The 17,466-nt window shown below is 69.4% G+C and carries 16 protein-coding genes; 9 read left to right on the forward strand and 7 right to left on the reverse strand.

The annotated features are described in order from the left end of the window. The first annotated feature begins 5 nt into the window (after positions 1-5). The 7 genes from ACV7NL_RS05490 to soxA are packed head-to-tail and all read left to right on the forward strand — an operon-like array spanning position 6 to position 5,841. A complete protein-coding gene (locus ACV7NL_RS05490) occupies positions 6-2,198 on the forward strand; it encodes a xanthine dehydrogenase family protein molybdopterin-binding subunit (protein WP_463355135.1) in 2,193 nt (730 codons plus the stop codon). Next, entirely contained in the window at positions 2,195-2,521 is a 327-nt protein-coding gene (locus ACV7NL_RS05495) for a c-type cytochrome (RefSeq protein ID WP_244478401.1), read from the forward strand. Before ACV7NL_RS05490 ends, ACV7NL_RS05495 begins: the two co-directional genes overlap by 4 nt. Further along, positions 2,518-3,768: an FCSD flavin-binding domain-containing protein gene (locus ACV7NL_RS05500; protein WP_463355136.1), complete on the forward strand. Its 1,251-nt coding sequence runs from the start codon at positions 2,518-2,520 to the stop codon at positions 3,766-3,768. The genes ACV7NL_RS05495 and ACV7NL_RS05500 overlap by 4 nt, the downstream gene beginning before the upstream one ends. After that, the gene (soxX, locus tag ACV7NL_RS05505) at positions 3,765-4,241 is read left to right on the forward strand and encodes a sulfur oxidation c-type cytochrome SoxX (RefSeq protein ID WP_463355137.1); all 477 of its coding nucleotides are present in this window, start codon (positions 3,765-3,767) and stop codon (positions 4,239-4,241) included. The genes ACV7NL_RS05500 and soxX overlap by 4 nt, the downstream gene beginning before the upstream one ends. Next, positions 4,238-4,714 (forward strand): SoxY-related AACIE arm protein, encoded by a 477-nt coding sequence (locus tag ACV7NL_RS05510; protein ID WP_056480653.1) that lies wholly within the window; start codon positions 4,238-4,240, stop codon positions 4,712-4,714. Before soxX ends, ACV7NL_RS05510 begins: the two co-directional genes overlap by 4 nt. 6 nt (positions 4,715-4,720) lie before the next feature. Beyond that, complete coding sequence (gene soxZ / locus ACV7NL_RS05515; RefSeq protein ID WP_463355138.1) at positions 4,721-5,041, forward strand: thiosulfate oxidation carrier complex protein SoxZ; 321 nt, start codon at positions 4,721-4,723, stop codon at positions 5,039-5,041. A gap of 17 nt (positions 5,042-5,058) precedes the next feature. Further along, the gene (gene soxA / locus ACV7NL_RS05520; RefSeq protein WP_463357062.1) at positions 5,059-5,841 is read left to right on the forward strand and encodes a sulfur oxidation c-type cytochrome SoxA; all 783 of its coding nucleotides are present in this window, start codon (positions 5,059-5,061) and stop codon (positions 5,839-5,841) included. A gap of 7 nt (positions 5,842-5,848) precedes the next feature. Here soxA and chrA read toward each other — a convergent pair whose 3' ends face one another. Then, entirely contained in the window at positions 5,849-7,045 is a 1,197-nt protein-coding gene (gene chrA / locus ACV7NL_RS05525; RefSeq protein WP_463357063.1) for a chromate efflux transporter, read from the reverse strand. Positions 7,046-7,515: 470 nt separating this feature from the next. Between chrA and ACV7NL_RS05530 the strand changes: the two genes are divergently transcribed. Together ACV7NL_RS05530 and ACV7NL_RS05535 are read left to right on the forward strand one after the other, a co-directional pair. Further along, entirely contained in the window at positions 7,516-8,814 is a 1,299-nt protein-coding gene (locus ACV7NL_RS05530; protein ID WP_463355139.1) for a flagellin N-terminal helical domain-containing protein, read from the forward strand. 1,213 nt (positions 8,815-10,027) lie between these two features. Then, positions 10,028-11,188 (forward strand): helix-turn-helix domain-containing protein, encoded by a 1,161-nt coding sequence (locus ACV7NL_RS05535; protein ID WP_463355140.1) that lies wholly within the window; start codon positions 10,028-10,030, stop codon positions 11,186-11,188. A gap of 81 nt (positions 11,189-11,269) precedes the next feature. Here ACV7NL_RS05535 and ACV7NL_RS05540 read toward each other — a convergent pair whose 3' ends face one another. The 6 genes from ACV7NL_RS05540 to ACV7NL_RS05565 are packed head-to-tail and all read right to left on the reverse strand — an operon-like array spanning position 11,270 to position 17,451. Continuing rightward, complete coding sequence (locus ACV7NL_RS05540) at positions 11,270-12,061, reverse strand: FadR/GntR family transcriptional regulator (RefSeq protein ID WP_056480660.1); 792 nt, start codon at positions 12,059-12,061, stop codon at positions 11,270-11,272. Beyond that, the gene (locus ACV7NL_RS05545; protein ID WP_463355141.1) at positions 12,058-13,560 is read right to left on the reverse strand and encodes a M81 family metallopeptidase; all 1,503 of its coding nucleotides are present in this window, start codon (positions 13,558-13,560) and stop codon (positions 12,058-12,060) included. Before ACV7NL_RS05545 ends, ACV7NL_RS05540 begins: the two co-directional genes overlap by 4 nt. Positions 13,561-13,582: 22 nt before the next feature. Then, a complete protein-coding gene (locus ACV7NL_RS05550; RefSeq protein WP_056480664.1) occupies positions 13,583-14,830 on the reverse strand; it encodes a Zn-dependent hydrolase in 1,248 nt (415 codons plus the stop codon). Between the two features lie 37 nt (positions 14,831-14,867). Continuing rightward, a complete protein-coding gene (locus ACV7NL_RS05555) occupies positions 14,868-15,581 on the reverse strand; it encodes an ABC transporter ATP-binding protein (RefSeq protein WP_463355142.1) in 714 nt (237 codons plus the stop codon). Next, positions 15,578-16,348: an ABC transporter ATP-binding protein gene (locus ACV7NL_RS05560; protein WP_463355143.1), complete on the reverse strand. Its 771-nt coding sequence runs from the start codon at positions 16,346-16,348 to the stop codon at positions 15,578-15,580. Before ACV7NL_RS05560 ends, ACV7NL_RS05555 begins: the two co-directional genes overlap by 4 nt. After that, positions 16,345-17,451, reverse strand: coding sequence for a branched-chain amino acid ABC transporter permease (locus tag ACV7NL_RS05565; protein WP_082507903.1), 1,107 nt, complete (start codon positions 17,449-17,451; stop codon positions 16,345-16,347). The genes ACV7NL_RS05560 and ACV7NL_RS05565 overlap by 4 nt, the downstream gene beginning before the upstream one ends. Positions 17,452-17,466: the final 15 nt, after the last annotated feature.

Genomic DNA, 17,466 nt, shown 5'->3' on the forward strand with positions numbered 1-17,466 from the left:
GAGCCATGAACGCGCCTCCCAGCAAGCCTTCCCGCCGCACGTTCGTAGCCGGTGCCGTCGCCTCAGCCGGCGGCCTCAGCCTGGGATTCCATGTGCCGTTCCCGGGTGAGGCCGTCGCCCAGGGGGCTCCGACCGTTCTCACCCCCGAGGTGAATGCCTGGGTGGTGATCAGGCCCGACGAGACGGTGGTGATCCGCATCGCCCGCTCCGAAATGGGGCAGGGCACCCTCACGGGACTCGCCCAGCTCGTGGCCGAGGAACTCGGCTGCGACTGGAGCAAGGTGGTCACCGAGTACCCGACGCCGGGCCAGAACGTCGCCCGCGGCCGGGTCTGGGGCGATTTCGGCACCGGCGGCAGCCGCGGCATCCGCGAATCTCAGGACTACGTCCGCAAGGGGGGCGCGGCCGCCCGCATCATGCTGGTCGAGGCCGCCGCCAAGGGCTGGGGTGTGGCCCCGGACACGTGCCGCATCGACAAGGGCGTGATCAGCCACGCCGGCTCAGGTCGTACCATCACCTTCGGCGCGGTCGCGATGGCGGCGGCCAAGATCACCCCGCCGAAGGACATCGTCCTCAAGGACCCGAAGGATTGGACCATCGCCGGAAAGCCGGTGAAGCGCCTCGACACCGTCGAGAAGACTGACGGCAGTCAGATCTACGGCATCGACCTCAACATGCCCGGCCTGCAGAACGCCGCGATCCGCGACTGTCCGGTCTTCGGCGGCACCGTGAAGAGCTTCGACGCCAAGGCGGTCGAAGGCATGCCTGGCGTCAAGAAGGTTGTGGCGGTCGGCGATTCGGCCGTAGCGGTGGTCGCCGACACGTTCTGGCGCGCCAAGACCGCCGTGGAGGCCCTGCCGATCGTCTGGGATGACGGGCCGAACGGGCAGGTCTCGAGCGAGACCATCGCGGCGACCCTGCGCGAGGGCCTCGATGCCGAGGAAACCTACGTGGGCAACAAGGGTGGCGACGTCGCAGCCGCCCTGAAGAACGCGGCCCGGGTTGTGGAGGCGACCTATGGCGTGCCGTTCCAGAACCACGCCACCATGGAGCCGATGAACGCCACGGTACGCTGGACGTCGGAGCGCTGTGAGGCCTGGGCGCCGACCCAGAACGGCGAGGCGGCACTCGCTGCCGTCGCAGAGGCTGCCGGTCTCTCGGCTGCCAAGTGCGACGTCTACAAGCTCCTGCTCGGTGGCGGCTTCGGCCGGCGCGGTGCCACGCACGACTGGCTGCGCCAAGCTGTGCTGATCGCGAAAGAGATGCCCGGGACGCCGATCAAGCTGATCTGGACCCGCGAAGAGGACATGACCCACGGGCGCTACCATCCGATCACGCAGTGCCGAATGCGTGCCGGGCTGGACGAGGCCGGCAACCTGACCGGGCTGCACATGCGCATTTCCGGCCAGTCGATCCTGGTTTCAGTTGCACCGAACCGAATGGTCGACGGCAAGGACCCGGTGGTGTTCCAGGGCCTCAACGCTGGCGGCGCAGAGGCGGCGATCGGCTACGCGATCCCGAACATCCTCGTCGATCATGCCATGCGCAATCCGCACGTTCCGCCGGGCTTCTGGCGCGGCGTGAACATGAATCCCAACGCCATCTATCTAGAATGCTTCATGGACGAACTCGCCCATGCGGCTGGTCAGGATCCTCTGGCCTTCCGGTTGAAGCTGATGGAGAAGCACCCAAAGCACCGGGCGGTGCTGCAGGCGGTGGCCGACAAAGCGGGCTGGGGCGAAAAGCCTCCCGCGGGCGTCCATCGAGGCCTCGCTCAGATGATGGGCTTCGGCTCCTACGTGGCGGCGGTGGCCGAGGTCTCGGTCGGTGATGATGGGGCGGTCAAGGTTCATCGCATCGTCGCGGCCACCGATCCGGGCCACGCCCTCAATCCGCAACAGATCGACGCTCAGATCGCGGGGTCTTTCGTCTATGGCCTGTCTGCGGCGCTCTACCAGGAATGCACGGTCAAGGACGGCCGCATCGAGCAGACGAACTTCGACACCTACCCCGTGATGCGGCTTCAGGAGATGCCGGTGGTCGAGACGATCGTGATGCCATCGGGCGGGTTCTGGGGTGGGGTCGGCGAGCCCACCATCGCGGTCGCGGCCCCTGCCGTCCTGAACGCCATCTATGCAGCCACCGGCAAGCGCGTGCGCCAGATGCCGGTGAAGAACACGGATCTGCGCCGAGCGTGACGCGCTTGTCGATGGTCGCGGCCTGGCTGCTGGCCGGACCGATGGGCATGGCCCTGGCGGCTGAGCGCCCGCCGCCAGGCGCCTCCTCCTGCGCCGGGTGCCATGCCGAGGGGGCGGCGATGGGGGCGATCGACGGTCGCCCGGAGACCGAGATCGCGGCGGCCCTCACCGCCTATCGTTCGGGCGAGCGGCCCGCGAGCGTGATGAGTCGCATAGCGAAGGGATTTTCGGACGCGGAGTCCCAGGCGATCGCCGCCTATCTGTCGCGGCAGCCTGCTGCCGCCGTAGGGCAGAGCAACGCGACAGGCCAGGAGCGACCATGAGCCCGACGCGCCGCGCTCTCCTCGCCACAGGGGCGGCCCTTGCCCTGGTAGGGCCCGCCATCGCGAAGGCCGTGCCGAAGGTGGTGGTGATCGGCGGCGGATTCGGGGGGGCTACGGCCGCCCGTGCGCTCCATCGGGGTGGCCTCGATGTGACACTCGTAGAGGTCAACCCGACCTACGTCTCCTGCCCGTTCAGCAACGAGGTCATCGCTGGCCTCCAGCCGATGGCGGCGCAGCGTTTCGGCTACGGAGGTCTCGTCCGCGCCGGCATCCGCGTGGTGCACGAAGCCGCCACGGGTATCGACTCGGGGGCCCGCCGGGTGACGCTCGCCGATGGCACGGCACTCCCCTATGACCGCCTCGTGCTCTCGCCGGGCATCGACCTGCGCTTCGATGCCATCCCGGGCTACGACGAGGCCGCTGCCAGCCGTATGCCCCATGCCTGGAAGGCCGGTGAGCAGACGCTGCTCCTCGCTCGGCAAATCGCCGCCATGCCGGAGGACGGCACCGTGGTGCTGTCGGTTCCTGGCAATCCCTATCGCTGCCCGCCCGGCCCCTACGAGCGGGCGAGCCTGATCGCCCACGTGCTGAAGACCCGCAAGCCGCGGGCAAAGCTGATCCTGCTCGATGCCAAGGACACCTTCTCGAAGCAGCGCCTGTTCCAGTCGGCCTGGGCGGCGCTTTACCCGACCCAGCTCGAATACGTGCCGCTGGCCGAGGGCGGCCAAGTCAGTGCCGTCGATCCGGATGCCATGATCGTCCGCACCGACTTCGCGGAGTACAAGGCGGATGTCGCCTGCATCATCCCACCCCAGCGGGCGGGCCGGATCGCCGCCATCGCCGGAGTCGTCGACCGCAGCGGCTGGTGCCCCATCGATCCGGTCACCTTCGAGTCGCGGTTGATGCCCGGCATCCACGTCATCGGCGACGCGGCCATTGCCGGGGCGATGCCCAAATCCGCGTTCTCGGCCAATGCGCAGGGCAAGGTCTGCGCCGATGCGGTGATCGACCTCCTGGCCGGGCGCGCGCCCGAGACGCCCAAGCTGATCAACACCTGTTACAGCTTGGTGGCGCCCGGCTACGGCATCTCGATCGCGGGCGTCTACCATCCCGCGGGTGGTGTCCTCGCTGACGTGGAGGGCGCTGGCGGGATCAGCCCGGTCGATGCGCCGATGACCCTGCGCGCCCAGGAGGCGCTCTATGCCGCCGACTGGTACCGCACCATCACCCGGCAGGTTTTCGGGTGATCGGACGCCCCGGATGGGTCTGGATCGGCGGGCTGCTCCTGGCCTCGGCGGCGGTTGCGGGGGAGGCCGCCCTGCGTCCCGTCACCATCGTGGGTCGGGAAATTCCGGAGCCCTTGACCACGGCGCCGGGGGACCCCGAGCGGGGCCGGACCCTCGTCGTCGACCGCACCCGGGGCCTGTGCCTGCTCTGCCATGCCGGGCCGTTTCCCGAGGAGCGCTTTCCGGGCAATCTCGGCCCTGACCTCTCGGGCGTCGGCGGCCGGCTCTCGCCCGGCGCGCTGCGCCTGCGGCTCGTCGATGGCCGGGCCTTGAACCCGGACACGATCATGCCCTCCTATTACAGCCTGCAGGAGACGGTGCGGATCGGCGCAGCCTGGCGCGACCGGCCGGTGCTGGAGGCCCAGGCCATTGAGGACATTGTGGCTTTTCTCATAACCCTGCGCGACACACCTTCGGAAAGGCCGGTGCCGTGAGCCCGCACAATCCCCGGGGTCCGAGCCGCCGCCGCATCCTCGCCCTCGGGCCCGGGGCCGCTGCCGCGGTGGTGCTGCGCCCGGTGGCGGCGGAGGCCGCGACGCGTACCGAGAGCACCGCCGAGGCCATCCGGCGCTTTGCCGGAGCGGCGGAGATCCGGCCGGGGCGGGTCCATCTCGACCTGCCGCCGCTGGTGGAGAACGGCAACGCGGTGACCATCACGGTGACGGTCGACAGCCCGATGACGGAGGAGGACCATGTCCGCCGCATCGCCGTGTTCAACGACAAGAATCCGCAGCCGAATGTCATCACCGTATACTTGGGGTCGCGTGGAGGTCGCGCGGTTTTGACGACCCGAATCCGCCTTGCCGACACGCAACGCATCACCGCCATCGCGGAGACCAGCGACGGCCGCTACTGGTCGACCACGGCGGATGCCATCGTCACCCTCGCCGCCTGCCTGGAGGGCTGACCGGCCATGGCCCGCACCCTGATCAACGTTCCGAAAGCCGCGACGGCCGGCGAGGTCGTGACGATCAAGACCCTGATTTCGCATCCGATGGAGACCGGCTTCCGGCCGGGGGCCGACGGGCGGATCCGGCCGCGCGACATCATCACCGACTTCACCTGCCTGTACGACGGCGAGCCGGTGTTCCGGGCCGAGCTGTTTCCGGCCGCCGCCGCCAATCCCTACCTGACCTTCACCCTGCTGGCGACGCGGACCGGCACGCTGACCTTCACTTGGCGCGGCGACAACGGTTTCGTCCAGACCGAGACCGCGACCCTGACGGTGACGTGAGGCGGGCCGCGCTCCTGATGCTGGCGGCGCTCGCGACCGGGTCGGCCGGGGCGGGGGAGATTCCACCGGCCGAGATTCCACCGGCCGAAATTCCGCCGGCCGAGCGGCGCTCGAGCTTCGACGGGATGAGCCCGGACATCCAGGCGATGCAGCGCGATGCGGACGCCAATCCGGGCCTGCTCTGGCTGCAGGACGGGGCGGACCTCTGGAGTACGGCCCCGGCGAACGACCGGCCCGCCTGCGCCGGCTGCCACGGAGAGGCGGCGACCGCGATGCGTGGCGTTGCTGCCGGCTACCCGGCCTGGGACGAGGCGACCGCCGCCCCGATCGACCTCCAGGGCCGGATCAACGCCTGCCGCCGGCGCCACCAGGGCGCGGAGCCCTACGCCTACGAGAGCCGGGAGCTTCTGGGCCTCACCGCCTACGTCGCCGCCCAATCCGCGGGCCTGCCGATCACGGTCCCCGCCGACGCCCGCCTCGGCCCCGCCCGATCGGCGGGGCGAGCGCTGTTCACCCAGCGCATGGGCCAGCTCGGCCTGTCCTGCGCCGCCTGCCACGACGGCAATTACGGGCGTCGCCTCGGGGCCGCCCTGATCCCGCAGGGCCATCCCACCGGCTACCCGCTCTACCGCCTCGAATGGCAGGGCCTCGGCTCGGTGCAGCGGCGCCTGCGTAACTGCATGACGGGGATGCGGGCCGAGCCCTTCGCCTATGGCGCACCGGAATTCGTCGCCCTCGAGCGCTACCTGATGGACCGCGCCGCACCCCTTCCGGTGGAGACCCCGGCGGTGCGCCCGTGATCGCCCCTCAGGCCCAGGACAGGGCGACGCCGCCGGCGGCGGTGACCAGCACCACGATCCAGGGCGGCACCCGCCCCACGGTGAGCAGGCAGAAGGCCAGCACGGCGACGGCGAAATCGCGGGCGTTGCCGACGGCGCTGATCCAGACGGGATCGTAGAGGGCGGCGCCCAGGAGGCCGACCACGGCGGCGTTGGCGCCCCGCATCGCCGCCTGGGCGCGAGGCCGGGCGCGGAGACCGTGCCAGTACGGCAGCGCGCCGTAGACCAGGAGCAGCCCCGGCAGGAAGATCGCCACCAGGGCGATCGCGGCTCCGGGGAGGCCGTGCGGCGCCGGTCCGACGGCGGCGCCCAGATAGGCCGCCACGGTGAAGAGCGGGCCGGGCACCGCCTGGGCGGCGCCGTAGCCGGCGAGGAACCCGGCCGGGTCGATCCAGCCGGGGCCGACCACCTCCGCCTGGAGCAGGGGCAGGACGACGTGGCCGCCGCCGAACACCAGGGCGCCGGCGCGGGCGAAGGCCTCGAACAGGGCGAGCCCCTGCCCGCCGAAGCCGGGCGCCAGGAGGGCCGGCCCGAGGAGCAGCAGGGCGAGCAGGAGGGCGAAGACGAGCAGAGCCGCCGCGCCGGCCCGGCGCGAGACCGGAACCCTGAGCGTGCCGGCGGGCCGGGCGGTGCCGTCCGCCGGCCCCGCGCCGGCCCGGCACAGGAGCAGCCCGGCCGCGGCCCCGAGGGCGATCGCCAGCGCCTGTCCGACAGCGCCGGGCAGAAGGACGACGCCCATCAACGCCGCGACCGCGATTCCGGCGCGGGGACGGTCCGGGGTGAGCGACCGGGCCATGCCCCACAGGGCTTGCGCCACCACCGCCACGGCCACCAGCTTGAGGCCGTGCAGCACGGCCGCCGCCCACGGTCCGGTCAGGGCGCCGGCCGAGAGGGCGAAGGCCAGGAGCGCCAGGGCGGAGGGCAGGGTGAAGGCTGCCCAGGCGGCGAGCCCCCCGAGCAGGCCGCCGCCGCGCAGCAGCCCGAGAGCGAACCCGACCTGGCTCGAGGCCGGCCCCGGCAGGAACTGGCACAGGGCGACGAGGTCGGCATAACCCGCCTCGTCGATCCAGCGCCGGCGCTGCACCAGCTCTTCCCGAAAGTAGCCCAGGTGGGCGATCGGGCCGCCGAACGCGGTCAGGCCGAGCTTGAGGAACACCCGGAACACCTCGGCGGGCCGTCCGGGAGCCGGACGCGTCTTGGAAGCCGGACGCGCCTCGGGAGCCGGACGCGCCTCGGGAGCCGGGCGAGCCTCGGGGGACGGGGGCTGTGCCTGCCCATTCACGCGGTGATCCTCATCGTCGACACGTCTCCGGCATCCATCCAGCGCTCAAACGACCATGGATTGGTTCGGCGGGCGGATACCATCCGGCGCGGCCCGAGTCCCGGCGATTCCCGCCGGCCGGTCCGTCCCCGGGGCGCAGCGCACCGACGGACCGCCGGCGCGCCGCGCTGGAGACGCCGGATCGAGGCTCAGAGCGATCGAATTTGGCTAAAGTACGCATCGTCCTAAGTAAAGGACGGACTGTCACCTAATCAATCGATTCGGAAGTCTGCACTTAGAAGCCCATAAACCAATCCCGTCCGAGATTGATGTGCCTAGACGGCATCTATAGCTCCGGACCAGGATTGCATCACATGAACTATTCTATTGGTCTAACCCAGTCTGCCCGTGACGGCGTGCTCTCTTTGCAGAAAACCGCGTCGCTGATGGCAACCAATCAGGAACGCCTCGCCACCCGAAAGAGCGTCAACAGCGCATTGGATGATCCGGTTAAGTATTTCACCGCGCAGGCGCTCACGGATCGCGCCGGTTCCCTCACGAGCCTGCTCGCGGGTATGTCCACCGGCATCCAGACCATCAAGGCGGCATCGACCGGCCTCGACACGATCTCCGACTACGTGAAGTCGATGCAGGCGATGGTGCTGCAGGCCCAGAGCAGCGCCGCTGTAAACCTGCCCAAGATTTCCGGGTCCCAAGCCCTCGGTAGCTTGGCCCAGGCCACTACCGCCGGCAAGAGCCAGCGTGACTACGCCCTCGGCATGACCCTGAAAGCCCCAGTCGCCCCGGCCACGGCCGGCCCCAACGGAAACGTCGGGCTGGCGACGACCGTCAACACGATGCAGATTTCGGCGGGCAACGCGAGCTACAGCTACACGATCTCGGCGACCGACACGGTCGCCGACCTTGTCAGCCAGATCAACAAGTCGGGCCTCGCCACTGCGTCGGTGGATGCCCAGGGCTTGATGCAGGTGGTCGGCGAGGGCTCCGATCCTTTGACGATCAGTCTCGGTGGGGCCGCGACGGCACCCGCGACCGGCTTCGTCGCCAACGCACAGGCGACGACGCGGGTGTTCGGTACGAAGACGAATGCCGTCGTCGGAGGCCTCACATCGGCCGCCCGGACGGCTCTGGTCGATCAGTTCAATATCCTGCGCGGCCAGATCGATTCGACCGCCAAGGGGGCCGGCGTCAGCGGCGTCAATCTGCTCAACGGCGACAAAACCTCGGTCATCTTCAACGAGCTGACCGGGCCGGAACAGGCAAAGCTCACCGTGCAAGGCACGTTGACCAACTCGACCAACCTTGGGATCGGTCTGATGCAGGACGCGGCTACATCCGCTGCTGGGGCGAATTTCAGCGTTCAGAACAATGCGGACCTCACGAAGGCGTCTGAAGCGCTAACCAACGCGCTCAACACGCTGAAGGCACAGTCGAACGTGCTCTCCTCGAACATGTCGATCATCATGACGCGTCAGGACTTCACCAAAAGCATGACAAACATCCTCAATACCGGCGCCTCCAACCTGACGGCGGCGGACATGAACGAGGAGGCTGCCAACTCGAACGCCCTGCAGATTCAGCAATCGCTCGGCGTCTCGGCGCTGTCCCTCGCCAATCAGGCGAACCAGAGCATCCTGCAGCTGCTGCGCTAAACGGACCCAGCAACTCGGCGCGGTTCGATGACCGCGCCGAGTTGCACCCGGAAATCCCGCACGCCCGTGCGGTCACGGCCCCTCTCACGGCATGATCCGGCCGGCCATGGCTCTCGTTTCCGAACTGTCCCGATGGCTAGCCGCAGGCGCAGGGCTGATGGGCGCCACCCTGATGATGACGCAGTCCGGCCCCTCGTGGGAGGGTGTGCGGATCGGGATCACGTGCGTTGCCTTATGGGCGATTTTCATGACGATCGGATTTGCGACACTCGGCTCCGGTCGGACCCGCAAGCGGGCCGGACGTTCCTCGACCGTGCGTCTGGCAAACCCGGACCCGGCCGGACCCCTGCTGGACGGCCCCGCCGCGAACGAGCGGAAATCGCCGGAAGCCTTGTCCCTTTCGGCTTCCGCCTCCTCTTCGACTTCAGCTTCGTCCTCCAGATCCCTTCCGGCACATCGGGAGCGGATTCTGCAGCGGAGATTTCGATGACTTCGATGATCTGACAAGTCTTGGATCGATGCCAGCTCAGTAATTTCGAGATTATTCGAACTCGATCGAACGTCTCTTGAAAATGGCATTGGATGTCGGGTCGGTGATCCGTGATGGAAGGTGATCGAATTGCGTTCCGATGCTGCGGGAGGCGTTCCAAGATCACGCGCCCGCGACGTTCTGGATTGGCCTGTCGTCACGCCCTGAACCCGATCCTGCTGGCTTCGATTGGAGCGTCCGACCGGGACCATCGGTCTCGAACCGCTCGGCCTCCGCTTTCCCTGCGGCCATGCGAGCAGGCTGTCGTCCGAGGTCGACGCGGGCCGTCAGGCCATCTGTCCCGTCAGGAGCGGAGGATAGTCTGTCTAGATTTGGATATCGGGTTCGCTGCCGCAACCTATTGACCCAGAGATACTATTCTTTAAGACTAGTGTCGAATCTCCAAGAAAATATAGGCGACGCCAAATCTTTCTCTATCCCAATCGGGAGGGGCGATTGCATGGCTGTGCCGATTCCACCGAGATTGCAGGCTTGGGCGGACGGGCTTCGGCCGTGGAGCCCGCCGCGGGCACGCTCCAGGTCGAGCGACTCGCGCCGCCGAAACCCGTGTGCGTGTGGCGCTGGCGAATCGACCCAGTGCCATTTCAGCCGACCAATTGGCCTCGCTGCACGCAAAACGTGCACCAGGGCGGATGCGTGCCGGTCCGCGGATGATGATGGCGTGTGCACGGACGGACGTTCCATCCGTCAATCCGGACGATCCGTCCTGGATCCTGCGGAAACGCGGCGGCGCTATTCACGGCGCCTGGGGCGATCAATAAGTTTCTCGAGGAACATAAGCAGGGATTGTTTATCGTAATTCAGGCACTAGCGAGGGCCAGTTCTTGGCTTGGATGGATGATCGAATATCTGTTCCAGAACATCCCCGACAATAATACGCGCCGAAGAGCCTGGATCGATGGTTTGGCGGATCTGTTCGAGGTGCGTTGCGAGCAGGATGTCTTCGTTCCGCAAACCGTATACCAGAGATATTATAATCTCAAGAAAATGATGTTTACCGAGGCCGACGGCTTCAAGCAGGTCGCGGAGAGAAAATCGCCACAAATCGCGAACCAGAACATCGATCACATCTGCATCTCGCTTCAGCTTTCAGGTCAGAAACGGATTGCAACCGGAGGGTGCGTTTCGGAAATCGAGCAGGAGATGCTGGTCGTCTTCGATCTTTCTCAGGAACTCTCGATTGACCGCGCGGGCGGAGGAGCCGAATTGGGCGCGATCGTGCCGCGCCGTGTCCTGGATGCTTGGCGCGGCGATCCGTCGAGTTGGCATGGACGGATCATCCCTCCGACGACCACGCCCCTCACCCTGCTGCTCGCCGACCATCTGAAAGGCTTGCGGACCTGCCTTCGGACGGCGGCGCCGCTGCAGAAGGACCGGCTCGCCGAGGCCTCCATCGCCCTCTGCAACGCGGCGTTCGTGGCGGAGTCGGACAGCGCCTACAATCACACCGGCGTCCTCGGGATCGCCGTGCGTCAGGCGATCGACCGAAACCTCGCCACGATCGACGCCGAGACCCTGATGGCCAAGTTCGGCCTGTCGCGGACGCCCCTCTACAAGCTGTTCGAGGCCGATGGGGGGGTCTACGCCTATATCCGCAGCCGGCGCCTCGCGCACGCCATGCAGCAGATCGCCTCCGCCCCCGGCGGGCGCCGCCCGAAGATCGCGCAACTGGCGTTCGAGAGTGGTTTCGAGAACGAGCAGGTGTTCAGCCGGGCGTTCCGGCGCAAGTACGGCCTGAACCCGAGCGAGGTCGACGCCACCTACCAGGTCTGCCCGCATGACGACCGCGCGTCACGCCTGATGTCCTGGCTGCGTGAACTCTAGAGTCTGCCAGGGATCCGTGGAAACCGGTTATCCCGATCGCACAAACGAAAACGACAGAGTCGAGCCGAGCGCGGGTCCTGCTCACGACGCCGCGCCGTTCGCTCCCCGCCGGCTCAACAGGTCCTTCCGGAACTTGGCGTCGAGGCGCTGCATGAAGTGCTCGGCGCAGCACATGTGGTTGTGCATCTCGCGGCGGACGGCTTCGGCATCCTCGGCGCGGTAGGCGGCCACGAGGGCGCGGTGGCTTTCGAGATTGTGGGCGCCGAAGGCTTCGTGCTCGGTGAGGCTGTCGCTGCGGAACTCCACGAGGTCGCGCAGCAGGCTGTTGAGAAACCGGCACATGAAGGCCAGCAGCGGGTTGTCGCTGGCGTCGCACAGGATGTCGTGGAAATCGACCTCCACCACGCGGCCGAGGCCGCGCTGATCGCCCGCGTTGGCGGCCGCGCAGGCCGCCATGTTCGCCTCCAGGCGGCGGAACTCCGCGTCCCCGAGGCGGCCGACCACGCTGACGCCGAGCGTCACCTCCAGGCTGCGGCGCAGGGCGTAGACTTGGGCGAAGTCGAGTTCCTGGAAGTGGAGGAAGCGGCGCAGCTGCTGCGCGGCGGCGTCCACCGAGATCGGGCGGATCTCCGGGCCGCCGTTGGGGCCGGACTGCATCGTCACCAGCCCCTGGACCTCCAGGGCCTTCAGGGCCTCGCGGATCGTGCCCTTGGCGCAGCCGTAATGCTGCATCAGGGCGCGCTCGTTCGGCAGGCGGTCGCCCGGGGCCAGGCGCTCGCGGGCGATCCGGTTGCACAAATCCTCGGCGATCTGGTCGGACAGCTTGATCCGCCGCAGCGGCGCGGGCGGACCGGCGTCCTCGGGCGCGCTCATCGGGCCGCCGGGCTCGCCGGCGCCCAGGACACGTCCGCGTCGAGGGGGAAGATCGGGCGGGCCAGCTTGCCGAACGGGAACAGGCCGTAATCCGAGCTGGTGACGCCCCGGCTCGCGCAGTCCACCACCGCGCGGGCGAGGGGCTCGAACACCGGCCGGCAATACATCCGCGACTTCAGGATCAGCACCCGGGCCGCTGCCGGGTCGAGGCCGAGGCTGGTGAACACGCCGAGGTCCCAGGGCTCGTGGGGCTCCTCCGTGACGAGGATGCGGGCGGCGCCCGTGTCCAGCACCGCCGCCCGGCCCATGCGGCAGCGTTGACCCGTATAGGTCGGGCCGGTGATGACGTAGGTGCCGTCGCCGAGGGCCGCCACCGTCCCGGCGACCATCAGGGGGGGCTGAGCGGAAAACCCCGGGAGCGGCACGCGGTTGCCGACGCCGATCGCGACCGCCGCGCCGAGGCCGGCCGCGTGCAGGGCGGCGACGGCCTGGGGATCGCAGATCGGGCCGGCGAGGAGGCCGTCCAGGCCCGCCTCGAGGGCGGCGGCGAGGACGTCCATCACGTCGCAGGTGCCGCCCGACATGCAGTTGTCGCCGTGGTCGAGGAGGAGCACCGGACCCGTCCCGGGCTGCGCCAGCGCCGCCTTGGCCGCCGCGATCGATGCGCCGAGCGGCGCCTCGGCGTAGACGAAGGCGTCGCGCGCGGACCAGAGTTCCGCGGCGAGATCCTGGGCGGCCTGGTCGGCGGCCTCCTGCGTCTCGGCCGTGACCGTGACCGAGACGCCCGCTTCGAACAGGTCGGCCAGGGCGAAGCCGCCGAAGATCGTGGCGGCGAGCACGCCGGGGCGGGTCTCCGCCGCGCGGGCCGCCGCGACGGCGTCCTGCATCGGGCCGGGCACGCGGGTGTCCATCCGCAGGGTGTGGGCGAGCATCGGCGGGTGGACCCAGGCGCGGTGGGGTTTGAGGTCTTCGTCGAGCATGCGCCCGACGATGCCGGCGACCAGGGCGCCGGTCTCGGCCATGTCGACGTGCGGATAGGTCTTGAAGCCCGCGATCGCGTCGCAGTTCGCCACCATCCGGGCCGTGATGTTGCCGTGGAGGTCGAGGGCGACGCCGAGCGGCACGTGCGGCGCCAGGGCGCGGATGCGGGCGAGCAATTCACCCTCGCCGTCGTCGTGGCTCTCGGTCACCATCGCCCCATGCAGGTCGAGCAGGATGGCGTCGCATCCCGGGCCGATCGCCGCGAGGATCGCCGCGCTCAGCGCCTCGAAGGCCGCGTCCGCCACCGGGCCGCTCGGGTTGGCATGGGCCGATACCGGAACCACGACGGTGGCGCCGCGCGCCTCGGCGAAGCGGATGAAGGCGCCGAGCGCCGTGGTGGCGTCGCGCCCCGCCGCCAGAGCTTCCGCCCCCCAGAGCGGGTTGAAGGCCGCCAGGGGGGTGGCCAGCGGCGAGAAGGTGTTGGTCTCGTGGTTCACCCGGGCGGTGACGATACGCATGGCAGCAACTCACGTCGTTCGATCAGGCCGAGGCGGAATGGCGGGAATCGTAGTCGAGCACCGCGTCGAGCAGCACCTGCGCGCCGGCGGCGCATTCGGTGGGCGAGGTCGACTCCGCCGGGTTGTGGCTGAGGCCCCCGGCGCTCGGCACGAACACCATGGTGGTGGGCACCAGGGCGGCGACGTGGGCGGCGTCGTGCCCGGCGCCCGAGACCATGTCGCGGGTGGGATGCCCGCCCTTCTCGGCCGCGCGCCGGACGGAGGCGATGCAGTCCGGATCGAAGGCGACGGGCGCGATCCGGGAAATGGGTTCGAGCCGGGTTTCCAGGGCGAGGTCGGTGGTGACGCGTTCGACGGCCGCCCGCAGGGCCGCCTCCATGGCGTCGAGCACCGCGTCCTGCGGGTGGCGCAGGTCGACGGTAAGGAAGACGTGGCCGGGAATGACGTTGTTGGAGTTCGGCGTCACCGTGAGGTGGCCGACGGTCCCGACCGCGTCGGGGGCGTGCGCGTGGGCGGCGGCATCCACCGCTTCGACCAGGCGGGCGGCGCCGACCAGCGCGTTGCGGCGCAGCGGCATCGGGGTCGAGCCGGTGTGGGACGACCGGCCCTCCAGGGTGACCTCGAACCACCGCATGCCCTGCACGCCCTGAACCACACCGATGGTGGCCCCCTCCGCCTCCAGGATCGGACCCTGCTCAATGTGCAGTTCGAACATCGCCCCGAACGGCACCGAGCCGGGGACGGCCGCGCCGCGATACCCGATGGCGTCGAGGGCTGCGCCGAAGCTGGTGCCGGCGCTGTCCCGGCGGGCCTCGGCCCAGGCGCCGTCGTAGATGCCCGCATAGACGCCGGAGCCCAGCATCGCGGGGGCGAAGCGCGCGCCCTCCTCGTTGGTCCAGTTGACCAGGAGCAGCGGCGCCTCGGTGACGTAGCCGGCCCCGTCGAGGGTGCGCAGCACTTCGAGCCCGGCCAGCACGCCCAGCACCCCGTCGAACTTGCCCCCGGTGGGCTGGGTGTCGAGGTGGCTGCCCAACGCGATGGGCTTCAGGTCCGGGTTCCGGCCGGGGCGCAGGGCGAACATGTTGCCGGCGGCATCCACCGTGAGGGTGCAGCCGAGCGCCGCGACCTGGGCCTTGAGCCAGTCGCGCACCCGGCGGTCGTCCTCGCTGAGGGTCAGGCGGGCGATGCCGCCATCCGGCGTGCCGCCGATCGCGGCGGTCTCCGTCAGGGTGTCCCAGAGGCGCTCGGCGTTGATGGTCAGGTTCGACATGGTGTCCCGGGTTTCCTGGTGCTCACGCGGTCCGCGATCAGGCGGCCTTGACGCCGAGGAAGCGGTCGCGCGCGGCGTCGTCGGCCTTGAATTCGGCATTGCCGGCCGCGTAGGCGACGCGGCCAAGCTCGAGGATGTAGTGGCGGTCGGCGAGGCTCGTGCAGACCGCCAGGTTCTGCTCCACAAGCAGGATCGGGACCCCGGCGTCGCGGATGGCGCGGATCTGGGCCACGATCTCTTCGACGATGACGGGGGCCAGCCCCTCCACCGGCTCGTCGAGCATGAGGAGCTTCGGGCCGCTGAGCAGGGCGCGGGCGATGGAGAGCATCTGCTGCTCGCCCCCCGAGAGCTGCGCGCCCCCGTTGCGGCGGCGCTCTTCGAGGCGCGGGAACATCGCGTAGATCTCGGCCATGCCCCAGGGCGAGCCCCTGCGGACGGCGATGCGGAGATTCTCCTTGACGCTGAGCAGGCTGAAGATGCCGCGATCCTCCGGCACGAGGGTGAGGCCGGCCCGCGCGATGCGATGGGCGGGCCAACCCGCCACGTCGGTGTCGTGGAAGCGCACGCGGCCGCCGCGCGGAGGCAGGAGGCCGCTGATCGCCTTCAGGGTCGAGGTCTTGCCGGCGCCGTTGCGGCCGAGCAGGCAGACGATCTCGCCGGCCCGCACCTCCAGGCTGACGCCCTGGAGGATGTGGCTCTTGCCGTAATAGCCGTGGACGTCCTCCACGCTGAGGGCGGCGGGACCACTCACGAGACCAGATCTCCCGTGATCATGTTGCCGAGATAGGCCCGGCGCACCTCGGGGTCGTCGCGGACCCGGGCCGGCGGCCCCTCCACCAGCACGCGGCCGGCGCGCATCACCGTCACGGTGTCGGAGATGTTCATGACGATGCCCATGTTGTGCTCGATGAACAGCACGGTGTGGTCGCGGCCGAGGTCGCGGATCAGCGCCGTCATCGCGGCGATGTCGTCGATGCCCATGCCGGAGGTCGGCTCATCGAGGAGGATGACCTTCGGCGCGGCCGCCATCGCCATACCGACTTCGAGGCGGCGCTGCTGGCCGTGGGAGAGTTCGCCGGCGGCGCGGAGCGCCACGCGGATCAGGTCGAGGCGGTCCAGCATCGCCTCCGCCATGGCGAGGGCCGGCCGGTTCGCCTCCGCCCGGCGCCAGGGCGCGAGCGCTTGCCAGGGCGTCCGACCCTGTGCCGCCAGCCGCAGGTTCTCGCGAACACTGAGCGTCGGGAACAGGCTGGTGACCTGGAACGAACGGGCGAGGCCGAGGCGCACGCGCTCGTGGTCCGCGGTCCGGGTGATGTCCCGGCCGGCCAGGGCGATGCGCCCGGCCGAAGGCGCGATCCGGCCGGTGAGCGCGTGGAACAGGGTGGTCTTGCCGGCGCCATTGGGACCGATGATCGAGTGGACGCTGTTCTGCCTGATGCGCAGGGTCACGTCCTGCAGGGCGACGAAGCTGCCGTAGCGGACGCTCAAGGCGTCGGTGGCGAGGATGGGCTCGCTCATCGGTTCGCCTCCGGGGCCGGCCGGGCACCAGGCTGCCCTCCTCCCCCTTGTGGGGAGGAGTTGGCGGTGGGGGTGGCTGGGTGGCCCTCGACCGGCGGAGGCTGGCGGCGCCACCCCTGGCCCCTCCCCACAAGGGGGAGGGGAAGGCTCTCCGCGGGCGGCGGCGCCCGCGTCACCAGGGCGACGGCGCGCTCGATCAGGCCCCAGAGGCCGCGCTGCAGGAACAGCGTGATGACGATGAGGAGGAGCCCGAGGAGCAGCAGCCAGCGCGGCCAGATCGCCGAGAGGGCGTCGGCGGCGAGCAGGTAGGCGCCGGCGCCGAGGAGCGAGGCGAACAGGTTGGCGCTGCCGCCGATGATCGTCATGATCAGCAGGGTTTCGCTGGTGTGATAGTCGATGTTCGACAGGGGGGCGACGCCGATCAGCATGGCGTGGAGCGCGCCCGCCAAGGCCGTGACTGCGCCCGAGATCGCAAAGGCCGCGACCTTGAACGCCCGCACCGGATAGCCGATGGCCCCGGCCCGGCCCTCGTTGTCGCGGATGGCGAGCAGCGTGCGCCCGAAGGTCGAGAGCGCGACCCGCTGCAGGGTGGCGAACAGCACGAGGAAGAGCACGGCGACGTAGGCGTAATAGGTCCAGGCGTCGCTCAGCACGGTGCCGCCGAGGCGCGGACGGGGGATGTCGAGGAGGCCGTTATCGCCGCCGGTGACGCCGCTGAAGGTGTAGGCCAGGAAGTAGAACATCTGCGAGAAGGCCAGCGTCAGCATCACGAAATAGACGCCCTGGCGCCGGATCGAGACCCAGCCCACGGCGGCCGCCACCAGGGCACCGAGGGCCAGGGACAGCAGCAGCATGACGGGGGCGGGCAGACCGGCCCGCACGAGGCCGAGCCCGGCGACGTAGCTGCCCAACCCGAAGAAGATGCCCTGTCCGAACGAGAGAAGGCCGGTATAGCCCAGCAGCAGGTTGCAGGCGGCGACCGCCAATCCGAAGATCAGGATCTCGCTGGCGAGCGTGCCCGAGCGCATGGCGAGCGGCAGGATCAGCACGGTGGCGAGCGCGAGGCCGAACTGGACGAGGGGTCGGTCGAGAAAGGGGATCATGCGAAAGGATCCTGC

It is taken from the genome of Methylobacterium sp. Ger2507, assembly GCF_055231875.1.

Coding starts and splice junctions, on each gene's coding strand:
- ACV7NL_RS05490 (WP_463355135.1), top strand. CDS start 6: ATGAACGCGCCTCCCAGCAAGCCTTCCCGCCGCACGTTCGTAGCCGGT.
- ACV7NL_RS05500 (WP_463355136.1), top strand. CDS start 2,518: ATGAGCCCGACGCGCCGCGCTCTCCTCGCCACAGGGGCGGCCCTTGCC.
- soxZ (WP_463355138.1), top strand. CDS start 4,721: ATGGCCCGCACCCTGATCAACGTTCCGAAAGCCGCGACGGCCGGCGAG.
- soxA (WP_463357062.1), top strand. CDS start 5,059: ATGCTGGCGGCGCTCGCGACCGGGTCGGCCGGGGCGGGGGAGATTCCA.
- ACV7NL_RS05530 (WP_463355139.1), top strand. CDS start 7,516: ATGAACTATTCTATTGGTCTAACCCAGTCTGCCCGTGACGGCGTGCTC.
- ACV7NL_RS05540 (WP_056480660.1), bottom strand. CDS start 12,061: ATGAGCGCGCCCGAGGACGCCGGTCCGCCCGCGCCGCTGCGGCGGATC.
- ACV7NL_RS05545 (WP_463355141.1), bottom strand. CDS start 13,560: ATGCGTATCGTCACCGCCCGGGTGAACCACGAGACCAACACCTTCTCG.
- ACV7NL_RS05550 (WP_056480664.1), bottom strand. CDS start 14,830: ATGTCGAACCTGACCATCAACGCCGAGCGCCTCTGGGACACCCTGACG.
- ACV7NL_RS05560 (WP_463355143.1), bottom strand. CDS start 16,348: ATGAGCGAGCCCATCCTCGCCACCGACGCCTTGAGCGTCCGCTACGGC.
- ACV7NL_RS05565 (WP_082507903.1), bottom strand. CDS start 17,451: ATGATCCCCTTTCTCGACCGACCCCTCGTCCAGTTCGGCCTCGCGCTC.